Source organism: Arcobacter sp. ISO1, assembly GCF_058105185.1.
This window is the reverse complement of sequence record NZ_CM176573.1, coordinates 1,961,037-1,987,645: the sequence shown is the minus strand read 5'-3', so window position 1 is coordinate 1,987,645 and position 26,609 is coordinate 1,961,037. Positions and strand designations below refer to the sequence as shown.

The window sequence follows — 26,609 nt, the reverse complement described above, 5'->3', positions numbered from 1 at the left end:
AGATTAAGAAAAGGAATATATTATGCAAGATTTTATAGATATGTACAAAGAAACTTATCAGATTAAACAGCAACTTAAACTTGATGAATCACTAAGTCTAGGTGACATACAAATTATAGAAGATGGATATAAACTAAATGCTAGTAAAGATGCTGATGCCTTGGAGATATTAGGGAAAATAAAACTTCACACAATAGTTAAAGATGATAGAGTATTTAAACCAACAACTAATTTTATGGAAATTATTGTTTTAGCTTGGATATATAAAACTATGTCAATTCAATTAGAGGTTTTAGAGATGGATTTATTACTTGAAAAACTTTTAATAAAAAAAGAACATGATCCAATATCATCATATGCTGTACTTAAAATACTTGAAGCTAATCCACTACTCTCAGGAGCAGACTCTAGTATGATAGACCACTATTTAGCAATGGAGCTTACAAGCGAACTTATGAATCAATTGGAAGAAAAAAAAGAAGAAGTTAATTAAGATAGTTCTGTTGAATCTGTAGTTGATTCATCAGATGATTCCTCAGTTGATTCATCAGATTTACTCTCTTTTAAAGCTTGTTTCTTTTTACGTTTTTCTTCTTTTTTTCTAAGTTTTTCTAACTCTTTTGCTCTTTTTTCATAATTATAATTAGTTTTTGCCATTTACTATCCTTGCTGTGTTTTATAAATTCGTAAAACAATTAATTATTTTAATATTAAAAATATAATAAATGCTCTAAAAATCTATGTTTTATTATATTATAGAGTTTAGCGTAGCTTAATGGCATTTTATCTTAAGTATCAAAACTTATTAACTCCAAAATAAAAATAAATATTCTACTAATATGCATAAATACTAAATATAAGTATTTATATAGTTATTATTTCGTATAAATACAAAGTATTATGATATAATATTTCAAAAGGAGTTCTTATGGATTTTAACTTATTAACAAATGAAGATATTATAAAAGAACTTGGTAAAAACTATGAAGAGTTAAGACTTCAAAAAAGACTTTCTGATGATGATATTCATAAAAAAGGTGGTGTTAGTATTGATGCCATCCAAAGACTAAAGAATGGTTCAAATATAAATTTACTAAATTTTATAAAGATTTTAAGAGGACTTGGAGAGTTAGACAAGCTTCAAAAACTACTTGAAGTAAAAGAAGAGTTTAGTATTCAAGAAAAAGTAAAAAACACTAAACCTAAAAGAATATTCAAATCAAAAAGAGATACCAATAGTGACTTTATTTGGGGAGAAGATAAATGAGTAAAATAGTTGAAGTAAAATTATGGGGTACAACTATCGGATATCTTGGTTACCCAAAAGATTCAAATATAGCGCAATTTGAGTATGACAAAAATTTTATGAAATCCAATATTTCACCCTCACCTTTACTAATGAAATATCCACCTGATAAGTTTTATTTTGAGGATATTAGTTTTAGAACTTTTAAGGGAGTTGCAGGTGTTTTTGCAGATTCATTACCAGATAAATATGGGAATCAACTAATTGACCAATTTATGGCAGAAAAAAAGATACCTCAAGAAGAGATAACAACTCTTGATAGATTGTTATATGTGGGGAAAAGAAGTATTGGAGCTTTGGAATATCATCCTTGTGAGTTTGAAGATGATTTTGAAAAAAGTGCAAAAACTTTAGATATATCTTTACTTTCTCAATTAGCTGAATTGGTAATTTCAAAAAAGGATAATTTAAACGATAAGTTAAAAGATTCAAAAACAAAAAAAGAGGCACTTGATTTGATTAGAGTTGGTTCTAGTGCAGGAGGGGCAAGAGCAAAAGCACTTATTGCAAAAGATGAAGATAAAGAAAATAGATATATTGATGGAACAAACTTATATGAAGGAAACTATTCTTATTGGCTTTTGAAGTTTGATTCATCAGCAAATCAAGATAGGGATGCAAAAGACCCAAAAGGTATGACAAGAATTGAATATATCTATTCATTACTTGCAAAGAAATGTGAAATAAATATTCCTGAAACTTCATATTTAGAAATTGATGAAGATTTTCATTTTATGATTAAAAGGTTTGATAGAGTTGTAGAGAATAAAAAAACCTCAAAACTACACTATATTTCTTGGGCTGGATTATCACACTACGATAGAGATACAACAGGGGCATATTCATACGAACAACTCATCTTAAACTTACGACAATTAAACTTTGGACAAGAAGAGATTACAGAAGTTTTTAAAAGAGCTGTTTTTAATATAGTTGGAAGAAACCAAGATGACCACACAAAAAACTTTGGCTTTTTGATGAATAAAAAAGGTGAATGGAGTTTATCCCCTGCTTTTGATATGACCTACTCTTTTGATCCAAATGGAGTTTGGACAAAAGTACATCAAATAAGATTAAATAAAAAGCAAGATAATTTTACAAAAGAAGATATTATCGCATTTGGAAAATATTGTAATCTAACTCAAATACAATCAACAAAAATACTTGAAAAAACTATCAAAGTATTTAAAGAGTTTGAAAAACTCGCAGATGAATATAAAGTACCAAAAAAAGTGAAAGATATAATCTCTAAAAATTTAAGAAGAGATTTGATTTAGTACATCATTTATATTAGATAAAGAAGCAACCTCACCTGGCATTAGACTATCAATATAAATCTCACCAATTCTAATTCGAACAAGTCTTAATGTAGGGAATCCAACAGCAGCAGTCATTTTTCTAATCTGACGTTTTTTCCCTTCACAAATAGTAATAGATATCCAACTAGTAGGACCATGTTTTGGATGACGAATATTACGACCACGAGGAGGAAGTTCAGGTTCCTCAGCAAAGGCAAATGCTTTGCAAGGAAGAGTTAAATACTTACTCCCACTTACAGTAATTTCAACACCCTTTTGTAACTGTGCTATTGCTTCTTGGGTAATTTCTCCATCAACTTGGACGTAGTATTCTTTTTCTATACTTTTATTTCTAACTTTATGACTTATCATACCATCAGTTGTGAGTAATAGTAATCCTTCAGAATCGTGGTCTAACCTACCAATCGCCATGGTATTTTCAGGAAAATCATAAAAATCACCTAATAAACTTTTGTTTTTCATTTTCTCTTGAACAAACTGACTTAAACACCCATATGGTTTAAATATTTTAAAGTGTTGATGGGTTTGATTGGTATTTGGCATGAATAAAACATCTCCTTGAAATTATGTGAAATTGTAACTTTTATTTTATAAAATGCCGATTCAAAATCTAGGATTTAACTTTTAATGGGTACATATAGCTCTGTTTGTAAATCTTCTTCTTTTATTCCTGTAGGGTCTAGATTAAGATATTTTTGAAATGACGGTTCATCTCTTAAGCTTACACCTGATGTGACAATCCAATCACCTATATTTCTAAAAGTTTCTCCTATAAGTGAATAAGGACCGTTGTGCATAAAAAGAGCATATTCCCCACCAGCAATTTGCTTAATAGAGACTTCTCCATTTGGGATTACTCTCTCATTTAATTCTAAACAAGCATCATATCGCAAATTAAGTTCATCTATTACATTTGGATTATCATGAGAAATCCCATACCTTGTTACTGCTTTTTCAAAAAGTTCATTTTCACTAATAAATGCCACCATAGTTTTCCATGCTTCATCAGCAGATTTTATATAATCTCCAGTTTTTCTTACATATAAAACTTCAATAGGTTCTATCTCTACAATTTTTGGCTCTAACATTCTATTTCCTTTTTTCTTTTTTGCATTTTTTGAAAACTCTTTTGGAGTTATCCCAAAATGGTTTTTAAAAGCTTTTGAAAAAGAGGCATTTGTTTCATATCCACTTGTTTGTGCAATTTGCGTAATATTTAGATTTGTTTTGAACTTCATTGTCGTACTAGAAAGCCTTACTCTTCTTATATAGTCACTCAAATTTTCACTTACAATAGAATTGAAAATTCTATGAAAATGGTATTTTGAAAAACCTGCAACTTTTGATAACTCTTCAAGGGTTAAATTATCATCATAATTTTGTTCAACATAATAAATAACTTTGTAAATACATTGAAGATACTCATCTTTAGTTGTTTTTTTCATACTACCTCTTTTTAAAACTTTGTAGTGAGATTATAGGAAATAACAATATTTAAAACTACTCCTGGATTGCTATTTTATTTCTATAGATAACGTTTAACTTAAGAAATAGTTTTGCTCTCTATAGATTTGTTATACATCTATGTTTTCAGGTCCAACCCAAAAGAATGGATTATATGCGATTTCCCACAAATGATTATCTAAATCTTTAAAATATCCATGATAACCACCCCATGAAGTATTTTGGGGAGATTTTACAGAAATTGCACCAGCCTTTAGTGCTTGTTCATAAACTGCTTCAACTTCTTCCTTTGATTCAACATTGTGTGATAATGTAAAATTGTTAAAACCTTCACTTTGAGATGAAACAGATGCATCTTCGGCTAAAGCATCTTTTCCATATAGCCCAAGCCAAGATCCATTTAATGTAAAAAGTGCAAGCTCTGGTGGTGAATCCATTTGTGGAAAACCTAAGCCCTCTTTATAAAACTTTACTGATTTAGTTATGTCTTTTACTCCTAAAGTAATCATACTTATTCTTGGATTCAAGTGTACTCCTTTTTAATATATTACGTTTTTTTAAATGCTAAAGTATCATTTTTCCCAGAGCCTTGTCACTGCAGTATAAATATCAAGACGAGTATCAAAATTTTCGTCAATAATTGCCTTGTCTGCTTTTCTATCTGTTTAAGTACTGCATGTTGTTTAAACTTTTATCCTTTTATTATGTTAAAACCTTCACTTTTAGATGGAGTTTCAAAGTATTGTGTAACATGATTAAATACTTCTTCGTTGTCAAATTGTGCTCTATGTGGTTGTTCATTTCTTCGTTTAGCAATCTGAACTAAACACTGTTCATCACTTAAATCAAGAAAAATAAGCTCATGATTACACTTTATCTCATCACATAATTGTTTGAACCATGCTCTTTGTTTTTTTGTATTTGCAGGAAAATCCATAACTACATTTGTACCTGTATTTAAAATCTGTTGCACATGTGACTTCACAAAAGGTTTAATAAGTGTGGAGAATTTTATAAAATCATCAAAAGAGTTTATTTGCTTTGGATAATGAGCTTCGAGCCAATCATCTTCTGAAAGAAGTACTGCATTTTTCTCAAGCGATACGGTTTTTGATTTTGTAGTTTTTCCAGCTCCCATTTTTCCACAAAAAAAAATGAGTGTTCCTTTTTGGTTCATTGATTTTCCTTTAGTGTGTAACGATTGTCGTGAGCAATAATTTTCCCGCAGGGTAAATTATTGGTCTCCTCGTATTTGTTAACACATACAACCATTATTTAGATACTTTTTTTATATGTGCACATAATTTCTTTGTAGCCCAATCATAATGACTTGATAGGGCTGATACACAATAACTCCCTAGTGAAGTTGTACCTGTCCAGTCAAAGTGTTGTTTGCTAAAAAGTTCTTCATTGGAAAAAGTTTCTATTGAAGAGACTACATCTTTATGACTTTCTTTAATCATATTTTTAGCATTTTCAAGCTTAGTTTTTTGATGTATTTCCCAAAATTTAATATTCATCTCTCCATATGTTTTCCATGTATATGGTTCAGGAAGAAAATTTAATTTATTTCCGTTTGTGTTAGATTTGATCCAGTTCAAAATTAACTGATGCCATTCGTAAAGATGAATTAAAACATCTCGAAGATTCTTATCTCTTCCCCAATGAGCTTCTTTCTTTTTCAAATCTTCTGAAAAATCAAATTCAGTATTTAATACCTCTTCAGGTATAGAATCAATCAATTTCCATAGTTTTTCAAAATTAATATTTGCTAATTCTAATAGTTGCTCTTTGTTTTGAGGTCTTGGCATTTTTAGGATTCTCCTTTTGTAGTGTTAACGGTTGACTTCACCGACAGTTCACTGTTCGGTGCTAGGTTTTGTTAGTTTCTAATTAGTCTTCTTCATAATTAAATTCAAGTCTACTTTGTAAAATAATCTCATCTAAAATATTTTTTGTATCTCCGGAGTTTATTAGTGCCATCAATATTGAAGTTAAATCATCTATGTTAATGATTTCTTCTACTGCATCCATATATCGTTTAACAACACTTTCAACTTTATATGATTGAATAGCATTGTCTTTTATTGCAGCAAGCATTTCTTTATGTGGCATTTTTGTTTTGACAACAAAACTAACTGGAAACCTTTGTACTTTGTCTATATCAAGAAAATACTTTTTGAAGTCAAGAGTTTCAGTAACTTGAAAAAACCTACCTAATGGTCTCATCACAAAATCAATCCCACCATCATTAGCATTAGTTCTACCTGTTTTAAAAAGATGAAGATTTTCTTTTACTAAATCCTTTAAGTCTCGTCCCCAATATATGTGTTGGTTTTTATAATAATTTTTTAAAATAGCATAGCTGACAATTTCAAAAGTTCTTGCATCTGATGTAGGAGACAATTGTTGATGAATAAAGTCAACAACTATTTCAGGTTCCTTATCTACAATAGAAGATAATTCAGCTGTGTAGGCAATAAATCCTTCAAATTCTTCTTTAACAACTTTTATGAAATTTTGGATGATAGTTAATACTTCTTCTGAAATATTATATTTTTTTCTATTGTATTCAATATCAATAAGATTTTCATTGATCCAATATCTTTTTGTTTCTAAATTTCTAATAATAGGTTGATATGGACAATCTTGATACAATTTTTTAAACTTTTCATTTAATCTATGGTTAAAAGCATGATTTTGTAATTTATCGCCACCGGGTAAAGCATTAGCAACTTTTTTTAAATCAGTAAACCTTGCGCCTTTATATTCTTCAGAATATCCATCTTTACTATGATATCCATGGTCTCTATAATCTAAAACTAATGAATAAAGAGCAAATAGGTTACCATTAGACTTTCTTGATTTACTATTTTTAGCAGCAGCTCTTGTTTCACTATTTAAATATTGTAGTAATGGACTTCTAAGATATATATCTTGAGATTTTTCTCCAAAGCTATCTTCTAATATTTTAAATATTACTTTTGTAAATTCATGTTCCAACATCAAATAAGCCTTTTGTATTATTTTTAATTTGATAACTTTTTGGTTCTTTAGTTAAGGTCTCACCGTTAAATTCGTTAGAAATGTTTAACCTTCGTAATCCAATCTTTATATATTCTTCTTGATTCTCTATACCAATAGATTTTCTTCCTAGTTTTTTAGCAACTGCACAAGTAGTAAACGTTCCTGAAAAAGGGTCTAGAATTGTATCTCCTTTATTGGAACTAGCTTTGATAATTCTTTCTAAAAGTTTTTCAGGTTTCTGAGAAGGGTGTTCTTCATATTCATCCATTCTATATCTTACTCTTGGGAAGTACCAAGTATTTCCAGGTACTTTCTTTGTATTATATGGTTTCGGTGTTTTACCTCTATAATCAATTAGTTTTCTTGTTGACCCAGTTTTTGCTTCGACTAAAATATCTTCAGTATTGAAAGTGTAATTAGATTTGCTTTTTACACAAAAAAGAATAGGCTCATAAAGTGACCCGTAATACTTTTTAGCTTGAACTCCAGAACTGTCATAAGACCAAACAATACGAGATAAAATTTTCATTTTTTTTCTGATATAAATATCAAAATATGGCATTGCTTCTGTGCTAGTCATAATATACATACTGCCATTCTTTTTTAATTTGTTAATACATATCTCAATCCACTTGTGACACCATTCAATATAGTCTTCTTCATTTTCCCATTTTTCTACAAAATCACCAAATTTTTTGCCAATATTATATGGTGGATCAACAAATATTAAATCAATAGAATTGTCTTCAATTAATTTTAATCCATCAAAAACATCATCATGTATAATTTTTGTTAGTTCATTTTCATATAGTTTCATTTTTTGCCAATAATAGTTTTTTGAATTATATCTTTCTTTTGGTTTAGTATATATTATAGATAAAGTTCATTTATAAACTAACTATTTATTGAATACATATTGTATATATAAAGCACTTTATTTCTTATAAAAAACAACATTATTTAATGACCTTAGATAAGTCCCTTATTTAGGTATTTTTATTAAAAAGTATTGCAATTTGTAATATCATTAAACAATATTTATATTTTTCAATATTATTTTAATGTATATAAAATATTAAAATCCAGACCTTAAACATACATTTTGTATATTGAAATGTTAAATAAGGACTTAAACCAACATATTGGGAGTTTTATAATGGCTAAATTACTTGATATTATGAGGGATAAAATAAGAGTAAAACATTACAGTATAAAAACTGAAAATGTATATATTTATTGGGCAAAGAAATATATCATATTTCATAATAAGCGTCACCCCAAGGAAATGGGCAAAAAAGAAATTGAACAGTTTCTAACTCACCTAGCAAAGCAAAACTTATCTCCAACATCTCAGAATCAAGCATTTTATGGAATAATCTTTTTATATGAACAAGTATTAAATATCTCATTAAAAAACCAAAATATTCAAGCTTTAAGAGCAAAAGAAAGAAAACATATTCCAGTTGTTTTAACTATTGATGAAGTAAAAAAAATCATCTTAAATATTACAGGCATTTATCAACTTATGGTTAAGCTTATGTATGGATGCGGATTAAGAATGAGTGAAGTCCAAAATATCCGTATAAAAGATATAGATTTTCTCAAAGAGAGTGCAAGCACAAGGGATTTGATAAAATCTATATTTGGGACAGCAAGTCTCTCAAAGATAGAAGCTTACCTCTTCCATTAAAAATAAAGGATGAACTTAAAATACAAATACAAAAAGTCAAAGAGTTACACCAAAGAGATTTGCAAGATGGCTTTGGAAGTGTATATATCCCTTATGCGTTAGAGCGAAAATTTCCAAAGGCTAAATATGAACCAAAGTGGCAATATGTTTTTCCTATGAATAAAATTTCAAAAGACCCTAGAACTGGAGAACAAAGACATCATCATATTTTAGATGTAACTTTAAGTCGAAATATTAAAAATGCTGTAACAAAATCTAATATAGATAAAAGAGTTACATCACATATTTTTAAACAAATATAGAAACTCAAATAAAACTCTAACCTTTAGTTTAAAATAAGTGATAGATTTTGTTTAGATTATACTAGATTTAGGTGAAGATGTACTAAAAGTACTTCGAACCTAAATCTAGTGCAAGAGGAATAAAAGCTATCGCTTTTATTCCCATTCTATTGTTGCTGGTGGTTTACTTGAGATATCATAAACCACTCTATTAATCCCATCAACTTCGTTGATGATTCTTCTAGAAATAGTTTCTAATACATCATGAGGGATATGTGCAAATGTAGCTGTCATACCATCTGTTGCTTCAACTATTCTAACACAAACAGTATTATCATAAGTTCTATTATCACCCATAACACCTACTGATTTTACATTTAAAAGTACTGTAAATGCTTGCCATGTTTTATCATATAATCCTGTTGCATGAAGAACGTCTAGCATGATAACATCTGCTTTTCTAAGTAGTTCTAAATCAGGCTTATTTACATCTCCCATAACTCTAATAGCAAGTCCTGGTCCAGGGAAAGGATGACGACCTATCATATCTTTTGGAAGTCCTAATTCAAGTCCTAAAAGTCTTACTTCATCTTTAAAAATTTCTCTTAAAGGCTCGATTAACTCAAAAGTCATCCAATCTGGAAGTCCACCAACATTGTGGTGTGATTTAATAGTTTTAGAAGGCCCTTTAACTGAAACAGACTCAATAACATCTGTATAAAGTGTACCTTGTGCTAAGAACTCAATTCCATCATGTTTTTTTGCTTCTTTATCAAATACTTCAATAAAAGTTTCACCGATGATTTTTCTTTTTGTTTCTGGGTCTGTTACTCCAGTTAATCTTTCAAGGAATAATTCACTTGCATCAGCAGTAATAAGGCTCACACCTCTTGCTTTAAACATAGCTTCAACTTGTTCTCTTTCATTTGCTCTTAATAAACCATTATCAACAAATACAGGGATAAGTTGGTCACCAATAGCTTCAGCTAAAAGTGTAGCGACAACAGAAGAGTCAACACCTCCACTTACACCACATAATACTTTTTTATCTCCAACTTGGTCTTGGATTTTTTTGATTTGTTCTTTTGCAAATGAACCCATGTTCCATGTTGATTCACAACCACAAACATATTTTGCAAAGTTTTTAAGAATCTTAGCACCTTCAGCTGAATGATAAACCTCTGGGTGAAACTGGAAAGCATAGATGTTTTCATCTTCTTTTGCAATTGCTGCATATGGAGAGTTTTCACTTGTTCCAATAATCTCAAAACCTTCTGCTAATTTGTCAACTTTATCCCCATGTGACATCCAAACAGTCTGCCCATCAGTTGTGTCTTTAAAAATAGGACACTCTTTTTCAAATGTAAGTTTTGCTTTTCCATATTCATGATGATCTGCAGGAATTACTGAACCACCATAAAATTGCGAGATAAGTTGCATACCATAACAAATACCCAAAATTGGAAGTCCCAGATTAAAAATCTCTTCATCAGGATGATATGCATCTTGTGCATATACTGAAGCAGGTCCACCACTTAAAATAATACCTTTTGGAGTTCTAGCTAAAATATCTTCGATTCTTTCACTAAATGGTACAATCTCAGAGTAAACACCAGCTTCTCTTAATTTTCTTGCGATAATTTGTGTATATTGACTACCAAAATCTAATACAACTATTGGTACATGTTTCATTAAATAGATTCCTTATTTTCTAATTAGTATCCGCGATTGTAGCTAAAGAGTAATTTAAAATTGATTAATAAAAAAAGAAGAGAGTAAAAAAAGAAGATGTAAAAGTGCAAAAAGCACTTTTACAGATTGGCTTATCCTACGTGATAAAAGCCTAAGATTTCATATTGAACATACCAAATTGCAACAGAAACAAAATATCCAATAAGAATAGTCCATGCATATTTCATATGTGAACCAAATGTATATACACCATGAAGTTTACCCATAACTCCAACACCTGCTGCTGAACCAAATGAGATTAATGAACCACCAACACCCGCTGTAAGTGTTACTAACATCCATTGGTCAAGTCCCATTTCAGGAGATGCTTTAAGTACTGCAGACATAACAGGAACATTATCAACAATTGCAGATAAGAAACCAACACCGATATTTGACCATGTTGGCCCTAATACTGATGGGTCATAAACTACAACTGCAAGTCCTAGCCATCCAATAAAGTATAATGCACCAACTGCTGCTAAGATACCAAAGAAGAACATTAATGTATTGTTTTCAATTTTTGCCATAGAATGGAAAATATTAAAGTGGTCTTTACCATGTTTTCTTTTTAAACCATAAGAATAAACTTTAAGTAAAGAAAGTCCAAACATCATACCCCACATAGCAGGTAAATGTAATACTTGGTGAGACATTACAGCACAGAAAATTGTAAATACACCAAGTCCCATTACTACTTTTGCACCCTCTGCCATTTCTGGTTTAGGCTCTTTTGATATATCAAAATCAGGTTTTGTTTCTGGAACAAATTTAGAAAGAATAAATGCAGTAATTAGATATCCACCAATAGAAGATGGGAATAAAAATAAGAAGTCTGTAAATGTACCCTTACCTGCAGTCCAAGCCATAAGTGTAGTAATATCTCCAAATGGTGACCATGCACCACCTGCATTTGCTGCAACAACGATATTAATTGCACCAGGTACTAAGAAGTCTTTTCTTGTCTTTTCAATTGTGATTAAAACAGTAGAAAGAATTAGTGCTGTTGTTAAGTTATCTGCAATTGGTGAGATAAAGAATGCTAAAATACCAGTTACCCAGAAAAGTTTTCTATATGTATAACCCTTTGAAACTAAATTATACTTTAATCTATCAAATACTCCCATATGGATTAATGACTCAATATAAGTCATCGCAACAAATAAGAAGAAGAAAATTCCAGCAATTTCTAAAATTAGGTGTTGTGCTTCAATGTGAACCAAGCCTAAATCTAGACCATTTAAAGCATAATATAATGCAACTAGAATAAACATAAATGTACCAATAAAAAGTGCAGGCTTAGCCTTATCAATTTCGTACTTTTCCTCAGCGGCTACAAAATAGTAACCTACAACAAAAATAAATAGACAAGCGAATCCTACCCAAGTCATAGTTAAATCAGGTGCAACCTCTGCCGTACCAGAAGCTCCACTCGCTGCTAACAGCGATAAAGATGATAAAAATAACATCATCAACAGTTTTAACATTTTTTCTCCTTAATAAAGTGTGCTCCAAGTGATTTTTTTCTTTCAATTGCAGCATTTAGAATAGATTTTGCCGTAAGCAACCTTAAAAATAGTAGTCTACCAATGTTTTCATCGAAAAAATTATTAATTTCATTTAAGGCTTTTTTTAGTGCTTCTTCATCTCTTACTATTCCTGCACTTTCCCACATAAGGTGTCTAACTCTCTCTTTAATAGGCTTGTCAGCCTCTTTATTACGAACATATGACCGTATGGCTTTATCATAATTTAAAGCTTCAATTTTAAAATTTTCTTTCATTGAAATATCTACTGCAATTTTTGAATAAACTACACCTTCAAGTAAAGAATTTGATGCTAATCTGTTTGCACCATGTAATCCTGTACATGCACATTCACCAATTGCATATAAGTTTTTCATCCCTTTGACTTTTGCATCAACATTTGTAGCAATTCCACCCATAGCATAATGAAATGCAGGAGAGATAGGAACTCTTTCAAAGGGTAAGTCATAACCAAACTGTTTTAAGTTTTCATAAATATTAGGGAATCTTTTTCTAAATGAGTTTTTTTCAAAACTATCAAAAGAAAGATAAATTCCTAATCCTGTCTTACTATGATAATCATAAATTGACCTACTTACAACATCCCTTGGTGCTAATTCACCATCATGATGGTATTCAAATAAAAACCTATTGTTGTTTTCATCTACAATTTCAGCACCCTCACCTCTTAGTGCTTCACTAAGTAATGATTTTCTTGCAAAAGAGGTACCTTTAAATACTGTTGGATGAAATTGCATCATTTCCATATCTTTTAACTCAAAGCCTTTTTCTGCACAAATACCTTGTATTTCCCCTGCAATTGCTGTTGAATTTGTATGATATTTATAAATTGACCCAATACCACCACTTGCTAGTATTGTATTATGTGCATATACAACTTTTTGTTCAGTTTCACTAGTATAATACTGCACTCCATAACAAACATCATCTTTAATTAAAAGATCATTTACAACACAGTTTGTTTCTATTTCATGTTCACAAGTCCCCATCAAAAATAGATGAATCATCCTTCCTGTGGCATCACCATCTGCATGCAATATTCTACTTCTACTGTGAGCTGCTTCTTTTGTAAAAGCTAAATCACCGTTGTTGTTTAAGTCAAATTGCATACCTGCAGTAATCATATCATCAACACAAGCCCTTGAATTTTCACTTAAAACTTCAACGGCATTTTTATTGTTGTGATTAACTCCTGCAACTAAAGTATCTTTTATATGTGCAGGGATATCTGTTTTATCAACTGCAGTTGCAATACCACCTTGCGCATAAAAAGTATTACATTCCCATGGAACTTTTTTACAAAGTACCAATACTTTTTTATCTTTTGGTATTAGTCTTGCTGCATTTAATCCAGCAACACCTGAACCAACTATAATATAATCATATATAATCATTATTTTGAAATTTCCTTATTGTCATCAACATAAACGGGAGGGGCTTTATAGCCACACCCACTAAAAGATAATATAAAACCTGCTATAATAATTACATGAAAAAAGTTAATGAAATTCTTAGTCATCTTAAAAATAATCCTGAATTCAGGAAGATCAATACACAAGCTACAATAATAAAATTCATTGAGCTTTTACCAGACAAATTAAAAAAAGGTGTTAAATTTGCCTATATAAAAAGAGAAATACTCTTTTTTGTACTTTCTCATCCTGTTTATAAAATGGAGTTTGAGTATAACAAGAGTTTAATAAATGACTTATTAAAACAAGCAAGGATAGCAAATGTCCAAGAATTAAGATTTTTTGTTACAAACAAAATTGAAAAAAAGAAAAAAGTAGAAGATATTCCAATGACATTTAAAGAAAGATCATATGGTATATTTGAAAATAAAATCTCAGATGAAAAACTTCATGAAAAAGTTGAACAAATAAGAAAACTTATAAAAAACTCTTAAGTAAATTTTCCCTTTGCTTGTAATCAGGGCAATACACTTCAACTAAATCCCAAAACTTTTTAGAATGATTTTTATGTTTTATATGTGCTAATTCATGGATAACAACATACTCAATAACTTCCATAGGAAATTTTACAAGTAGAGTATTAAAATTTAATCCATTTTTATAATTACAACTACCCCAAGTTCTTTTGTTTTTTCTATACTTTAAATTAGTTGGAAAAAGATTCATAATATTTGAATATTTATCAACTATTGGCGGTATTATCTTTTTTGCTTCATTTTTATAAAAAGTATCTATATTTCTTAAATCTAAGTTTTTATGTTTAACTCCTAAAAAATGGAACTCATCATCTTCTAAACTATTTTCTTCAAACTTCAAGATAGAGTTTTCTATCCATTTTTGTTTTCTTTTTAAAAGATTTAAAGCATCATCTTTTGTGAAATAATAATTTGAATTAATTTGTATCATTTGAGCAGACTTAACCCTTAGATAAGTGTTTTTCATAGCCCTTTTTTTTACCACTTTAACTGTTAGTGTTTTATTGTTGAATAGAAGTTCAAATTCCAATTTATTCCTTAAGTATAATATAGATATAATCCGTACCAATATTAGTTACAAACTATATTAACATATTGAAAATTATTCAGAGGATAAGTGAATGAAAATTGCAAAAAGAATGGAGAATTTATCTCCGTCGGTTACAATGGCTATTACTGCGTTAGGGAGAGAACTAAAAGCGCAAGGTAGAGACATTTTAAGTTTTAGTGCTGGTGAGCCAGATTTTGATACTCCACAAGTTATTAAAGATGCTGCAAAAAAAGCAATCGATGATGGACACACTAAATACACAGCAGTAGAGGGAACTATTGCAACCAAACAAGCAATTATCAATAAGTTAAAAAGAGACCATGGTTTAGATTACGAATTAGGTGATATTGTTGTTAGTAATGGGGCAAAACACTCGTTGTTTAACCTTTGCCAATTGTTAATTGAAGAGGGAGACGAAGTAATTATTCCTGCTCCATACTGGGTTACATATCCAGAGCAAGTTAAATTTTCTGATGGAACACCAGTAATTATAGAAACTGATGATTCTACAGAATTTAAAATTACAGCAGAACAGTTAAAAGAGGCTATCACGCCAAATACTAGAGCATTGATTTTAAATACACCTTCAAACCCAACTGGTGGAGTTTATACAAAAGAAGAATTAATCGCTATTGGAAAAGTATTAGAAGATACTGATATCTTAGTATGGTCTGATGAAATGTATGAAAAAATCATGTATGATGGGAAAGAGTTTACTGCAGCTGCAAGTGTAAGTGAAGATATGTACCAAAGAACAATCACTATTAATGGTATTTCTAAAGCAGTTGCAATGACTGGATGGAGATATGGATATATAGCAACTCCTAAAAAAGATTTAGTTAAAGCTATGATTAAACTTCAAGGTCAAGTTACATCAAATGTTAACTCGGTAACACTTCAAGCAGCAGTAACTGCTTTAGATGGAAGTGCAGATGCTGATATTGAGATGATGAGAGTTGAATTTGAAAAAAGAAGAGATGTTGCAATTGAACAATTTAATGCAATCAAAGGTTTATCTTGCGTTAAACCAGATGGAGCATTTTACCTTTTTGTAAATATCAAAGAAGCTTGTGATGACTCTTTAAAATTTGCTGCTGATCTTTTAGCAGAAAAAGGTGTTGCAGTTGTTCCTGGTGATGCTTTTGGTCTTCCAGGTTACTTTAGATTCTCTTTTGCTACAGACTTAGCAAGTATTGAAGAGGGAATTAGAAGAATTAAAGATTTTGTGGAAAAATAAGAGTTATGACTCCACAAAAAAAAGCTACCGTTGTTTCAAGTAGTGTTGCTGCTTTATTAACACTAATGAAACTAGTTATTGGTATAGCTAGTGGGTCTGTTGCAGTATTAGCATCTGCAATAGACTCAGTTCTTGATATGTTTGTATCACTATTTAACTACTTTGCTGTAAACAATTCTGAAAAACCAGCTGATGAAACTTTTAATTATGGACGTGGAAAAATTGAAGCCTTAGCTTCTGTAATAGAAGGTACAATTATTACCATCTCTGGTTTATTTTTACTTTACCAAGCTATTGAAAAAGCAATAAATGGTAAAGTTTCTCAATATCTTGGAATCTCTTTAGGTGTTATGGTTGCCTCTTTAATAATTACCGTTAGTTTAGTAATCTATTTAAATAAAATTGCAAAACAAACTAATAGTATGGTTATTAAAGCTGATGCTTTACACTACAAAACTGATGTTTACACAAATGCTGCTGTTTTAGTATCATTATTACTTGTAAACTTTACAGGTATTGAGTTAATTGATGTTATTGTTGGTGGTGGTATCTCTATATTTATTATCTATTCAGCTTATGAATTGATTCAAGAGGGTGTTCTTGTATTATTAGATAGAGCAGTAGATGAAGAGATAGTAAAAGATATCAAAAAAGCTTTAATGTCAGAAGAAAGAGTTAACACATTCCATATGTTAAAAACAAGGGAAGCAGGAAGTCAAATCTTTGTTGATGTTCATTTAGTTTATGATTGTTTAATCACTCTTATGGAAGCTCATAAAATCACTGATAAAATAGAAAATAAAATAAGAAAATTAGATAGATCAAAAGATTGGGTTATCAATATTCATATGGACCCTTATGATGATCTTGATAGTAATGAAGATAATCACCTAGCAGAAGGTGCACATTGAATTATATAAATATACTTGGAGCTAGTGGAACAAAAACACAATCTACAGGAACAACTTCTTTTCAAATTTATAAAAATATTATAATTGATGCAGGAAATGTAATAAAACCTTTAGGTGAAGAGGTTTTAAATATAAACCATATATTTCTAACACATACACATTCTGACCACATTATAGATTTACCTTTTATTATTGAAAGTTTTTTTGAACAAAGAAAAGAACCTTTGATAATATATGGTTCAAATCAAACTATTCAAGCTTTAAAAAAGCACACATTTAATGATGAGATATGGCCTGATTTTTCAAAAATAAAACTTATAAATTCTGACGAATATTCAATAAAATATCAAGTTATAAAAGAGAATGAAGCTATAAAAATAGATTCATATAGTATAACTGCTGTAAAGGCAAATCACATAGAAGGAGCCTTTGGATATGTTATTGCAAAAGGTAGTTTAGATTCATATTTTATTAGTGGTGATACATATACAAATCCTTTGATATGGGAAACAATAAACACTAATAAAAAAATAAAATCATTAATTATAGAATGTTCTTTTCCAAATAAATTTGAAAAATTAGCTCAAGATAGTAAACATTTAACTCCAAAACTTTTAAAAAATATTATTTCAAAAATCAATAGAGATGATGTTCAAATATTTATATATCACTTGAAACAATCCTATAAGACAAAATTAATAGAAGAGATTAAAGACTTAAATATCTTATCAAATGGTGGGAAAATCCTAGAAGATGGTGATGTCATTCATCTAGAAACAGGGAAAACACAAACTAAAAATATAAGTCATGATAAGTTTGATAGAATAATGGCAATCAACAATCAGCTTTCATCACAAGTTGATAAAGACAAGTTATTTGAAATGATTTTATCATTGACAAGAGATTTGACCAATTGTGAAGCTGGTACTTTATATATCGTTACAAAAGATAGAAAAAACTTAGAGTTTAAAGTTATTCAAAATGATCCTTTAAATATAAAAATAGAAAATTGGGAAAAACCTATTTCATGGAATTCTCTACCAATTTACTTAGAGGATGGAAAAGAAAATATAGAAATGGTTTCTGTTGTATCTGCATTAGAAAAAAGAATTATTAATATTCCTGATGTGTACAACTGTAAAGATTATAATTTTGAAGGAACAAAAAAATTTGATAGTTCTTCAGGTTATAGATCCAAATCTATGTTAGTTATCCCTTTAGTTAATCATGAAGAAGATGTTATTGGAGTATTGCAGCTAATAAATAAAACTAACTTTTCATATGAAGAAATCATTCCTTTCAATAAAGAAGATGAAAACATATTAAAAGCATTAGCTTCGCAAGCTGCTATGGCATTAACAAATTCATTTTTGATAAATAGTTTAGAAGAGTTTCTAAACTCATTTGTAACAACAATTGCCCATGCAATTGATGCAAAATCAAAACATACAAGTAATCATATTGATAAAGTTGCTAAAATAGCAAGCTATTTAGCAAAATCTATTCATAAAGACAATACTATCTATAAAGATGTAAAATATACTGAAAATCAATTTAAGCAAATTGAACTTGCGGCTTGGATGCATGACATAGGTAAAATTTCTATGCCTGAATCAGTTATAGATAAAAGTACAAAACTTCAAACTATTTTTGACAAAATTGAAAATATAAAAGAAAGATTTGAAATAATAAAAAGAGACTTGGAAATCTCTTACTTAAAAAATGAAATTTCAAAAGAGAATTATCTAGATCAAATTAAAAAAATAGATGATGATTTTGCTTTTTTACAAACGGCAAATATTGGTGGAGAATTTATGCAAGATGAAGATATTGAAAGGATTGAAGAGATTTCTAAATTTCAATATATAAAAAGAGGCGAAGTCTGCACAATCTTAACAGAAGATGAAGTGAAAAACTTATCAATAAGAAAAGGTACTTTAAGTAAAGAAGAAAAAGATATTATGAATAGTCATGCTCAATTAACCCTTGATATGTTATCAACTCTTCCTTTCCCTAAAAAATATAAGAATACTCTAGATATTGCTGTAAATCATCATGAGAAGCTAAATGGTAAAGGTTACCCAAGAGGATTAGAGTCAAAAGACTTAAGCCTTGAAGATAGAATTATGATACTTGCAGATATATTTGAAGCATTGACAGCTAGTGATAGACCATATAAAGAAGGTAAAAAATTATCAGAAGTATATAACATCCTCTCATTTATGGTTAAAGACAATGAAATAGATGGAAAACTTTTAGAATTTTTCTTTGAAAGTGATGCCTTTAAAAAGTATATTAAAGAAGAATTAAAACCAGTTCAAATAGATTAGGTTATAATAACTTTATTATGAATAAAAAGAATCTATTAAAAAAATTTATGATTTTTCTAGGTTTAGGAATTTTCCTAAGTTTTATAATTTCTACAATATATATCAATTTTGACAAGCTCCCAAACTCTATAGATAATCGACTAAGAGACTATTTCTTCACTAGTAGAGGAGAGATACCACATGAAGATAACATTGTAATTATTGATATTGATGAGGCATCATTAAAAGAGGTAGGACAATGGCCTTGGTCTAGACCTAAAGTATCCCAACTATTAGAAAAGCTTACAAATATGGATATAGGATTAATTGCTTTTGATATGGTTTTTGCTGAACCAGATAAAAGTTCACCCCATAAAGTATTTAAAAAATATGGTATATCTAGAGAAAACACTCCTAACTATGACTTGATTTTAGGAAATACTGTTGCAAACACTCCTACAGTATTAGGGTATGTTTTTGAATTTAAAGATAATGAATATATAAATAAAAAAGCTCCTCAAATTCCTGCAATCTTTATAGAAAAAAATAAAAAACTAGGAGATAACTTTTTATTAAAAGCAAAGGGTGCTATAGTAAATGTACCAGAAATACAAGATAAAGCATATACAAGTGGTTTTTTCAATAACATACCTGATGAATCAGGGGTAATAAGAAGTGTTCCACTTATAATATCTTATGAAGATATGATATACCCATCTTTATCTTTAGAAATTATACGTTTAATTTCAAAAACTAAAAAAGTAGTTGTCAACTATGATGAATATGGAATAGTTAATATAAAATTAAATAATTTAACAATTCCTACTGATAGATATGGAAGACTTTTAATAAACTTTAGAGGTAAATCAAAAAGCTTTAAATATTATTCTGCAAAAGATATTTTAAATGGTTCAATAGAAAAGAAAGAACTGGAAGGAAAAATTGCCTTAATTGGAACTACAGCAGTTGGACTATTAGACCTTAGAGCAACACCCTTTGAATCAGTTTATCCAGGAGTAGAAGTTCATGCAAATGCAATTGATAACATTTTAACTGGTGATTTTTTAGCCAAAGAATCATGGGTTGATGGTGCAAATATATGGATTATATTTTTCTTAACAATCTTAACTGTTTTGTTAATAACATATTTACCATTTTGGTTAAATCCAATTATAACGCTTTTTTTACTTGGAGCAACAGTTTTTATTCTTTATAATTTATTATTTACTTATGGTTTAGTTTTAAATATATTTTTCCCTCTTTTATCAATTGTTATAGCAGCTATAATTGTAACTTTATTCGATTATTTTTATGAAATAAAAAAAGAAGAAGCAATAAAGAAAAAATTTGCCTCAAAAGTTTCAAAGTCAGTTATGGAAAACCTTTTAAAAGATATTGATAATAATGAGTTTCAGGCAGAAGAAAAAGAAGTAACAGTTTTTTTTAGTGATGTTAGAAATTTTACAAATATCTCAGAACAAATGGATGATGCAAATGAATTAATTGCATATCTTAATAGATATATGGAACCAATGAGTAATATAATTACAGAATATGAAGGAACAATAGATAAATATATTGGCGATTCAATAATGGCTTACTGGAATGCTCCAGCGCAAGTAATAAATCATGCAGATAAGGCTGTAACAGCTTCACTTAAACAAATAAAACATCTTGTTCCACTAAATAAAAAACTAAAAGAAGAGAATAAACCTCCCCTTGATATGGGTATTGGTCTGAATACAGGAAAAGCAATTGTAGGTGAAATGGGTAGTAAAGGAAGAAGTGATTACACCGTGATTGGGGATGCAATTAATCTTGGAGCAAGATTAGAATCACTATGTAAGTTTTATGATTCTAAACTTAATATTTCAAATTTTACGAAAGATGAACTAAAAAATAATTATACTTTTAGATTTCTTGACTTAGTTAGAGTTAAAGGGAAGGAAAAGCCTGTAGAGATATGGCAAGTGATTGATTTTGGGGAACCTAAAGGAGAATTAAAAGAAGAACTTGAACGTTATCATGAAGCAATTAAGCTTTATAAAAACTCTAACTTCAAAGAAGCATTAAAGATTTTTGAAAAATTGGGAAGCTATAATAAAAAAACAAATAATAAAATATATCCAATTTATATAAATAGATGTAAAGAATTTATATATTCACCTCCAACTAATTTTAATGGTATATACGAACATCATTCAAAAATCTAACATAATTCTTTATTTATTTTTTTGTGATATAATAATTTTTAATTAATCAAAATGAGACCTATTCATGAAAAAAAAACTTTTTTTATTTTTTTTATTAACAACTTTAGTTTATGCTAAGAATTATACTCTTTATCTTACTTCAACAAATTCTCTTGAATTAGCAAAAAAATATTATGAAAATACTAAATTTCACACTCCTGATATTTTTGAAATAATAATTCATCAAAGAGAAAACAAAAGTTATACTCTATTAATAAGAAATATAGAAAGCTTAGAAAAAGCAAAAAAAATTAAAAAGCTTCTTTTTTTAACTAATAATTACAAAGACAGTTATATAAAAGTTTTTGATAAAAAACCTAACTATAAAGTAGTTCAATTTAAAGAAAAAATAGTAAAAGAGGAAGAACCCTATAAGCAAAACTTAGAACAATCTAATAAATATATAACTGCTGCAACAATGTACAATGCAGAGCAATTTGATAAATCTTATGAACTTTTTAATAAGCTTTTTTTAGAGAATAACTACAATCTAAATGTAAACTATTTTTTAGCAAAAAGTGCTTTTAAAATAAAAAAATATGATGAAGCTATGGCTGCATACGAAAGGGTTTTAATAATAAAACCTGATTTCAGCCAAGCAAGATATGATTACGCTAGAATATTGTATAAATTAAAACAAAAAAAAGAAGCTAAAATAGAGTTTAATAAACTTCTTTCTTCCAATATAAACCCAGAAATTAAAACTCAGATATCAAAATACTTAGAAATTTTAAATAAAAAGATGAAAGGTAGTGCAAATATTATATTAGGTTTTAGTAGAAGTACCAATATAAATAATGGTTTATCATCTCCTGAATATAGGTTACCTGGGCTAAATGACATATTAGTTGAAGGTGAAGATCCAATTTCAGATAGTGCTCACAATGAAATGTTGGATTTAAATTTTTATAATTATTTTAAAGACGATACACTAAGATTAAATAACTCATTTTTAGTTTATAATAAAAGCTATTTTAATGAAAAAGATGAAAATATAACTTTACTATCATATAAACCATCTTTATCTTATTTAAACAAAGAATACTTATATACACTAGGTTTTGGTGTTGATAGAATAATAAAATCAGAAGAAGACTTTAATTCTTTTTTTATTAGCCCTCAAATTACAAATAAAGACTTCTCAATATATTTAAAATACCAAAAAGTACAATATATAAGTGAAGGAAACAAAGAAAAAGATTTTAATAAAATTCAATTATTTGGAAAAATAAATTTATTTAAAAATATGAATTATTACACAAATCTATATAAAAATATAAGAGTTAAAAATATAAGAACAGATATAGATAAATATACAATAGGAAATGGCTTAAATCTTTTTTATATGATTGATAAAGATAATAAAGTTAATTTAAAATATCAATTTAACTATAGTAAATATAAATACGAGAATACCTTTTTTGGAACAAAAAGAGAAGACAAACAACATCTAGTTGAATTATCTTTAAACCATGCACTAAATAAAAGTAGTTTAATAAATATAAATACTTCATATATGAAAAACAATTCAAATCAAGATGCATATGTCTATGATGAAATGGCAGTTAAATTAAATTACCTTAAAGCTTTCAGGTGGTAAAATAATCTATTTAAGGACTTTAAAATGAGCAATTTCTTTATTAAAATAATTTTTTTAAGCCTATTATTCTTTTCAACATCTATTTTTGCAAATGTTGCAAAAGTTGTAGCTCTTGTAGGTGATGCTACAATAATACGTGAAGGAAAGACAATTGACCTTACAAAAAAATCTTTACTTTTAAAACATGATGAGATAAAAACATCAGATAATACAAAGGTACAATTGTTATTTAAAGACAATACCATTATCTCTATAGGAAACAACTCTACATTTCAAATATATAACTATCTTTTTGATGAAAAAAATAATAAATTTGAAGCAAAATTTAATATGTTAAAAGGAACATTTAAAACAATCACAGGAAAAATCGGGAAAAAAGCTCCTGAAAATTTTCTGCTTAAGACAAAAACTGCATCTATTGGAATTAGAGGTACACAAATTGTATTAAGTATTAAAGATGGTCAAGAAAAGATTTTTTGTACAGAAGGTAGAATATTTGTTCAAAAAAATAATTCAAACTTAAGTACATCAGTAAATGCTGGTCAATTTATATCTGTTAATCAAAATACAAACAAACTTGAAGTAAAAACTATAAAACCAAGTGATATTAAAAATATAAATAAAAATATAACAATTAAAAGTAATCTAGCAATAGATAATATTACGGTAAAAGATGAAATATCTGAGAAAACAGAGAAAGTTGAGAAGACAGAATCAACGGAATCAACGGAATCAACGGAATCAACGGAATCAACGGAATCAACGGAATCAACGGAATCAACGGAATCAACGGAATCAACGGAATCAACGGAATCTACGGAATCAACGGAATCAACGGAATCTACGGAATCTACGGAACCAACCATAGAAAACACCATAGATGATTTATCAGAACTTACTCCTGAATCATATTTCGAAAACAATAATTCAACAGTAACATACAAAGGGGATTTCAATAATTACGGTTTTAATAATGGACAACAATATCTAAAAAATGTTAATAATAGAAAAGTTGAAATTCCTACTGATACAACTATTGAAATGGATATTGATTTTGGGAAAACGAGTGATCAAATATCAAATGGAGAAATTAATATAAGTGATGTGGGAGATAGTACCTCTAGAACATTGACATTTGAAGGGGATATCAATACTTCAAAATCTACTTTTGATTTATCACCAACAGGAACTACTATAGGAAGTGGAGGTTCTGGTAAAATATATGGAAGTGAAGCAGACTTAATTAAAGGAGAAGCTAATATGCTTTCATCTGATAATATTCAAATCAAAGGTAACTTCGACGCCGAAAAACAGTAAATAAACTTTATTATATTATTCAATTGATTTACAACATAAATTAGATACAATTTATGTTTAACTGAAAGTACTTTATTATTGTTTAGACAAAAATATCTTATACTTATTTAATAGTCTAATACAAACTACTCGAAAAAATTATCTAAGGGATTTATTAAACCAAATGGCACTAATAGACTTACAAAACATTACAAAGCAATATGATATAAAAGTTATTTTAAAAGATGCAAATTTCACTTTAACTCAAGGTCAAAGAGTTGCAGTTATAGGACAAAACGGACAAGGAAAGTCTACACTTTTTAAGATAATTATGGGGCAAACAGAACCAGATTATGGTGATATTTCAATTGATAAGTCTTTAAAAATAGAGATGCTTGACCAGCAACCAAAATTTGAAGCAAACTTAAAAGTTAGAGATGCAATTGAAGCACAACTAACAGAATTAAAAACTGCAAAAAAAGAGTATGAAGATATAACAGTTCAAGTTGCCTCAGACTATGAAAATCAAGATTTATTGAAAAGACAAAGTCAACTTGCTACATTTATTGATTTTCACAACGCTTGGGATTTGGATAATACTATTGAAAGAGTTTTAAAAGAATTCAAACTAAAAGAATATGAAGATAAAGATGTAAACCTTTTAAGTGGAGGAGAACAAAGAAGAGTTAGCCTTGCCGGTTTACTTTTAAAAAAACCTGATGTATTATTATTAGATGAGCCTACAAACCACCTTGATGTTTATATGGTTGAGTTTTTAGAGAGTCTACTTTTAAAAAACAACTTCACCCTACTTTTTATCTCTCACGATAGATATTTCATTGATAATATTGCAACTTCAATTGTAGAAGTTGAAGGGGGAAAACTTAAAAAGTTTAATGGTGGATATTCTTCGTATCTAGAACAAAAACAACAACATCTTGAAAATATGCAAAAAGACCATGAAAATTTACTAAGACTTGTAAAAAGAGAAGCCCACTGGATGCAACGTGGTGTTACAGCAAGAAGAAAAAGAAATGAAAGAAGAAAATCTGAATACTTTGATTTAAAAAAGAAAGCTAAGTCTAACCCAGCAGCTATTAAAAAGATGTCCCTAGAACTTCAAAGAGAACAAAAAGCATTTAATAGTGAAGAGAAACAACAAAACAAAAGAAAAATGCTTTACGAACTAGACAATATCAAAAAATCTTTAGGGGATAAAGAACTAATAAGCGATTTTACAACAAGAATTTTACAAAAAGATACAATAGCAATTGTTGGTCCAAATGGAAGTGGAAAATCAACTCTTCTTAAAATCTTTATGGAAAAACTAAAAGTTGATGCTGGAAGATTTAAAAAAGGTGATTTTAATATTGGTTACTTTGACCAACAAAGAGAGATGTTAAATGATGACAAAAATCTAATGGAAACTTTTTGCCCAAATGGTGGAGATAGAGTTGTTTTAAATGATGGGCGTAATATGCATGTTTATGGATACTTAAAAAACTTTTTATTTCCAAGAGAATACCTTGATAAAAAAATTGGCGTATTAAGTGGTGGCGAAAAAAATAGAGTTGCCCTTGCCCTACTTTTTACAAAAAAAGTTGATTGTTTAATTCTTGATGAGCCAACAAATGATTTAGATATCCCAACAATCAATATTTTAGAAGAGTACTTACAAAACTTTCAAGGTGCCTTGATTTTTGTATCTCATGATAGATATTTTGTAGATAAAATAGCAAAAAAACTTTTTGTTTTTAAAGGGATTAATGGAATTGTAGAAGAGAGTTTCCAAGCATATACAGAATACTTGGAAATTGAAAAAGAATTAAGAGATTTAGAAGATTTAGAAAAAGAATCAGCGAAAAGTGAAAATAATACTAAGCAAATAAATACACCTAAAAAGCAAAATAAACTTTCGTATAAAGATCAAAGGGAATATGATAGCTTGCCAAAAGAAATTGAAGAACTTGAAGAAAAAATTGAAGAGATAAACCAATGCCTTTCAAATCCTGAATGTTACGAACAAAGAGGTATTGTAGCAGTTTCAAAAGAATTAGAAGAGACAGAAGCTATTTATGAAATAAAAGTAGAAAGATTTTTGGAGTTGGAAGAACTAGTTGAAAGCTTTAATTCCAAATAAG

Annotated in this window: 25 protein-coding genes; 13 read left to right on the top strand and 12 right to left on the bottom strand. The window is 28.8% G+C overall.

The features are described from left to right. Positions 1-22: 22 nt before the first annotated feature. Positions 23-493 carry a hypothetical protein gene (locus AC2TY9_RS09845; RefSeq protein ID WP_489777279.1) on the top strand — a complete coding sequence of 157 codons (471 nt, stop codon included), beginning with the start codon at positions 23-25 and terminating at the stop codon, positions 491-493. Here the strand turns inward: AC2TY9_RS09845 and AC2TY9_RS09840 are convergent. Beyond that, positions 490-657, bottom strand: a complete 168-nt coding sequence (locus tag AC2TY9_RS09840) for a hypothetical protein (RefSeq protein WP_489777277.1) — start codon at positions 655-657, stop codon at positions 490-492. The genes AC2TY9_RS09845 and AC2TY9_RS09840 overlap by 4 nt on opposite strands. A gap of 271 nt (positions 658-928) precedes the next feature. On the opposite strand from AC2TY9_RS09840, the gene AC2TY9_RS09835 reads away from it, so the two are divergent. Both AC2TY9_RS09835 and AC2TY9_RS09830 read left to right on the top strand, forming a co-directional pair. After that, complete coding sequence (locus AC2TY9_RS09835; protein WP_489777276.1) at positions 929-1,267, top strand: transcriptional regulator, XRE family protein; 339 nt, start codon at positions 929-931, stop codon at positions 1,265-1,267. Continuing rightward, on the top strand, positions 1,264-2,583 hold the full coding sequence (locus AC2TY9_RS09830; protein ID WP_489777275.1) for a type II toxin-antitoxin system HipA family toxin: 1,320 nt from the start codon (positions 1,264-1,266) through the stop codon (positions 2,581-2,583). The genes AC2TY9_RS09835 and AC2TY9_RS09830 overlap by 4 nt, the downstream gene beginning before the upstream one ends. Here AC2TY9_RS09830 and AC2TY9_RS09825 read toward each other — a convergent pair. The 7 genes from AC2TY9_RS09825 to yhdJ form a co-directional block, all read right to left on the bottom strand. Then, complete coding sequence (locus tag AC2TY9_RS09825) at positions 2,563-3,168, bottom strand: pseudouridine synthase (protein ID WP_489777274.1); 606 nt, start codon at positions 3,166-3,168, stop codon at positions 2,563-2,565. The genes AC2TY9_RS09830 and AC2TY9_RS09825 overlap by 21 nt on opposite strands. Positions 3,169-3,242: 74 nt before the next feature. Then, positions 3,243-4,070 carry an AraC family transcriptional regulator gene (locus tag AC2TY9_RS09820; protein WP_489777273.1) on the bottom strand — a complete coding sequence of 276 codons (828 nt, stop codon included), beginning with the start codon at positions 4,068-4,070 and terminating at the stop codon, positions 3,243-3,245. A 129-nt stretch (positions 4,071-4,199) separates the two neighbouring features. Then, on the bottom strand, positions 4,200-4,616 hold the full coding sequence (locus AC2TY9_RS09815; RefSeq protein ID WP_489777272.1) for a VOC family protein: 417 nt from the start codon (positions 4,614-4,616) through the stop codon (positions 4,200-4,202). A 164-nt stretch (positions 4,617-4,780) separates the two neighbouring features. Then, the gene (locus AC2TY9_RS09810) at positions 4,781-5,266 is read right to left on the bottom strand and encodes a P-loop nucleotide/nucleoside kinase family protein (RefSeq protein WP_489777271.1); all 486 of its coding nucleotides are present in this window, start codon (positions 5,264-5,266) and stop codon (positions 4,781-4,783) included. Between the two features lie 94 nt (positions 5,267-5,360). Continuing rightward, complete coding sequence (locus tag AC2TY9_RS09805) at positions 5,361-5,900, bottom strand: ClbS/DfsB family four-helix bundle protein (protein WP_489777270.1); 540 nt, start codon at positions 5,898-5,900, stop codon at positions 5,361-5,363. Positions 5,901-5,982: 82 nt separating this feature from the next. After that, the gene (locus AC2TY9_RS09800) at positions 5,983-7,095 is read right to left on the bottom strand and encodes a hypothetical protein (RefSeq protein ID WP_489777269.1); all 1,113 of its coding nucleotides are present in this window, start codon (positions 7,093-7,095) and stop codon (positions 5,983-5,985) included. Beyond that, complete coding sequence (gene yhdJ, locus AC2TY9_RS09795) at positions 7,082-7,933, bottom strand: adenine-specific DNA-methyltransferase (protein ID WP_489777268.1); 852 nt, start codon at positions 7,931-7,933, stop codon at positions 7,082-7,084. Before yhdJ ends, AC2TY9_RS09800 begins: the two co-directional genes overlap by 14 nt. A gap of 339 nt (positions 7,934-8,272) precedes the next feature. Here yhdJ and AC2TY9_RS09790 point away from each other — a divergent pair, with 339 nt between their 5' ends. Together AC2TY9_RS09790 and AC2TY9_RS09785 are read left to right on the top strand one after the other, a co-directional pair. Continuing rightward, a complete protein-coding gene (locus tag AC2TY9_RS09790) occupies positions 8,273-8,806 on the top strand; it encodes a phage integrase N-terminal SAM-like domain-containing protein (protein WP_489777267.1) in 534 nt (177 codons plus the stop codon). A gap of 59 nt (positions 8,807-8,865) precedes the next feature. After that, positions 8,866-9,108 carry a hypothetical protein gene (locus AC2TY9_RS09785; RefSeq protein WP_489777266.1) on the top strand — a complete coding sequence of 81 codons (243 nt, stop codon included), beginning with the start codon at positions 8,866-8,868 and terminating at the stop codon, positions 9,106-9,108. A gap of 135 nt (positions 9,109-9,243) precedes the next feature. On the opposite strand, the gene guaA is transcribed toward AC2TY9_RS09785, so the two are convergent. The 3 genes from guaA to AC2TY9_RS09770 form a co-directional block, all read right to left on the bottom strand. Beyond that, positions 9,244-10,779: a glutamine-hydrolyzing GMP synthase gene (guaA, locus tag AC2TY9_RS09780; protein ID WP_489777265.1), complete on the bottom strand. Its 1,536-nt coding sequence runs from the start codon at positions 10,777-10,779 to the stop codon at positions 9,244-9,246. A 131-nt stretch (positions 10,780-10,910) separates the two neighbouring features. Beyond that, the gene (nhaD, locus tag AC2TY9_RS09775; RefSeq protein WP_489777264.1) at positions 10,911-12,305 is read right to left on the bottom strand and encodes a sodium:proton antiporter NhaD; all 1,395 of its coding nucleotides are present in this window, start codon (positions 12,303-12,305) and stop codon (positions 10,911-10,913) included. Next, the gene (locus AC2TY9_RS09770) at positions 12,299-13,756 is read right to left on the bottom strand and encodes an L-aspartate oxidase (RefSeq protein WP_489780425.1); all 1,458 of its coding nucleotides are present in this window, start codon (positions 13,754-13,756) and stop codon (positions 12,299-12,301) included. The genes nhaD and AC2TY9_RS09770 overlap by 7 nt, the downstream gene beginning before the upstream one ends. A 98-nt stretch (positions 13,757-13,854) precedes the next feature. Here AC2TY9_RS09770 and AC2TY9_RS09765 point away from each other — a divergent pair, with 98 nt between their 5' ends. Further along, on the top strand, positions 13,855-14,271 hold the full coding sequence (locus tag AC2TY9_RS09765; protein WP_489777263.1) for a DUF721 domain-containing protein: 417 nt from the start codon (positions 13,855-13,857) through the stop codon (positions 14,269-14,271). Here AC2TY9_RS09765 and AC2TY9_RS09760 read toward each other — a convergent pair. Next, a complete protein-coding gene (locus AC2TY9_RS09760) occupies positions 14,255-14,842 on the bottom strand; it encodes a M48 family metallopeptidase (protein ID WP_489777262.1) in 588 nt (195 codons plus the stop codon). The genes AC2TY9_RS09765 and AC2TY9_RS09760 overlap by 17 nt on opposite strands. A 91-nt stretch (positions 14,843-14,933) precedes the next feature. On the opposite strand from AC2TY9_RS09760, the gene AC2TY9_RS09755 reads away from it, so the two are divergent. The 7 genes from AC2TY9_RS09755 (at position 14,934) to abc-f (ending at position 26,608) form a co-directional block, all read left to right on the top strand. After that, complete coding sequence (locus AC2TY9_RS09755) at positions 14,934-16,100, top strand: pyridoxal phosphate-dependent aminotransferase (RefSeq protein WP_489777261.1); 1,167 nt, start codon at positions 14,934-14,936, stop codon at positions 16,098-16,100. 5 nt (positions 16,101-16,105) lie between these two features. Next, positions 16,106-17,011, top strand: coding sequence for a cation diffusion facilitator family transporter (locus tag AC2TY9_RS09750; protein WP_489777260.1), 906 nt, complete (start codon positions 16,106-16,108; stop codon positions 17,009-17,011). Next, the gene (locus AC2TY9_RS09745) at positions 17,008-19,341 is read left to right on the top strand and encodes an HD domain-containing phosphohydrolase (protein WP_489777259.1); all 2,334 of its coding nucleotides are present in this window, start codon (positions 17,008-17,010) and stop codon (positions 19,339-19,341) included. Before AC2TY9_RS09750 ends, AC2TY9_RS09745 begins: the two co-directional genes overlap by 4 nt. A gap of 17 nt (positions 19,342-19,358) precedes the next feature. Next, the gene (locus tag AC2TY9_RS09740) at positions 19,359-21,533 is read left to right on the top strand and encodes a CHASE2 domain-containing protein (RefSeq protein ID WP_489777258.1); all 2,175 of its coding nucleotides are present in this window, start codon (positions 19,359-19,361) and stop codon (positions 21,531-21,533) included. A 64-nt stretch (positions 21,534-21,597) separates the two neighbouring features. Further along, complete coding sequence (locus AC2TY9_RS09735) at positions 21,598-23,172, top strand: tetratricopeptide repeat protein (protein WP_489777256.1); 1,575 nt, start codon at positions 21,598-21,600, stop codon at positions 23,170-23,172. A gap of 24 nt (positions 23,173-23,196) precedes the next feature. Next, positions 23,197-24,489 carry a FecR family protein gene (locus AC2TY9_RS09730; protein ID WP_489777255.1) on the top strand — a complete coding sequence of 431 codons (1,293 nt, stop codon included), beginning with the start codon at positions 23,197-23,199 and terminating at the stop codon, positions 24,487-24,489. A 163-nt stretch (positions 24,490-24,652) separates the two neighbouring features. Next, positions 24,653-26,608 (top strand): ribosomal protection-like ABC-F family protein, encoded by a 1,956-nt coding sequence (gene abc-f, locus AC2TY9_RS09725; protein WP_489777254.1) that lies wholly within the window; start codon positions 24,653-24,655, stop codon positions 26,606-26,608. The last annotated feature ends 1 nt before the right edge of the window (position 26,609 follow it).

Bases quoted from the DNA above. Each gene is read 5' to 3' on its own strand.
- AC2TY9_RS09750 (WP_489777260.1), top strand. From the start codon at position 16,106: ATGACTCCACAAAAAAAAGCTACCGTTGTTTCAAGTAGTGTTGCTGCT.
- AC2TY9_RS09800 (WP_489777269.1), bottom strand. From the start codon at position 7,095: ATGTTGGAACATGAATTTACAAAAGTAATATTTAAAATATTAGAAGAT.
- AC2TY9_RS09755 (WP_489777261.1), top strand. From the start codon at position 14,934: ATGAAAATTGCAAAAAGAATGGAGAATTTATCTCCGTCGGTTACAATG.
- AC2TY9_RS09825 (WP_489777274.1), bottom strand. From the start codon at position 3,168: ATGCCAAATACCAATCAAACCCATCAACACTTTAAAATATTTAAACCA.
- AC2TY9_RS09830 (WP_489777275.1), top strand. From the start codon at position 1,264: ATGAGTAAAATAGTTGAAGTAAAATTATGGGGTACAACTATCGGATAT.
- AC2TY9_RS09790 (WP_489777267.1), top strand. From the start codon at position 8,273: ATGGCTAAATTACTTGATATTATGAGGGATAAAATAAGAGTAAAACAT.
- AC2TY9_RS09810 (WP_489777271.1), bottom strand. From the start codon at position 5,266: ATGAACCAAAAAGGAACACTCATTTTTTTTTGTGGAAAAATGGGAGCT.
- AC2TY9_RS09805 (WP_489777270.1), bottom strand. From the start codon at position 5,900: ATGCCAAGACCTCAAAACAAAGAGCAACTATTAGAATTAGCAAATATT.
- AC2TY9_RS09820 (WP_489777273.1), bottom strand. From the start codon at position 4,070: ATGAAAAAAACAACTAAAGATGAGTATCTTCAATGTATTTACAAAGTT.
- AC2TY9_RS09765 (WP_489777263.1), top strand. From the start codon at position 13,855: ATGAAAAAAGTTAATGAAATTCTTAGTCATCTTAAAAATAATCCTGAA.
- AC2TY9_RS09730 (WP_489777255.1), top strand. From the start codon at position 23,197: ATGAGCAATTTCTTTATTAAAATAATTTTTTTAAGCCTATTATTCTTT.
- abc-f (WP_489777254.1), top strand. From the start codon at position 24,653: ATGGCACTAATAGACTTACAAAACATTACAAAGCAATATGATATAAAA.
- AC2TY9_RS09840 (WP_489777277.1), bottom strand. From the start codon at position 657: ATGGCAAAAACTAATTATAATTATGAAAAAAGAGCAAAAGAGTTAGAA.
- guaA (WP_489777265.1), bottom strand. From the start codon at position 10,779: ATGAAACATGTACCAATAGTTGTATTAGATTTTGGTAGTCAATATACA.
- AC2TY9_RS09845 (WP_489777279.1), top strand. From the start codon at position 23: ATGCAAGATTTTATAGATATGTACAAAGAAACTTATCAGATTAAACAG.
- AC2TY9_RS09835 (WP_489777276.1), top strand. From the start codon at position 929: ATGGATTTTAACTTATTAACAAATGAAGATATTATAAAAGAACTTGGT.
- AC2TY9_RS09735 (WP_489777256.1), top strand. From the start codon at position 21,598: ATGAAAAAAAAACTTTTTTTATTTTTTTTATTAACAACTTTAGTTTAT.
- nhaD (WP_489777264.1), bottom strand. From the start codon at position 12,305: ATGTTAAAACTGTTGATGATGTTATTTTTATCATCTTTATCGCTGTTA.
- yhdJ (WP_489777268.1), bottom strand. From the start codon at position 7,933: ATGAAACTATATGAAAATGAACTAACAAAAATTATACATGATGATGTT.
- AC2TY9_RS09740 (WP_489777258.1), top strand. From the start codon at position 19,359: ATGAATAAAAAGAATCTATTAAAAAAATTTATGATTTTTCTAGGTTTA.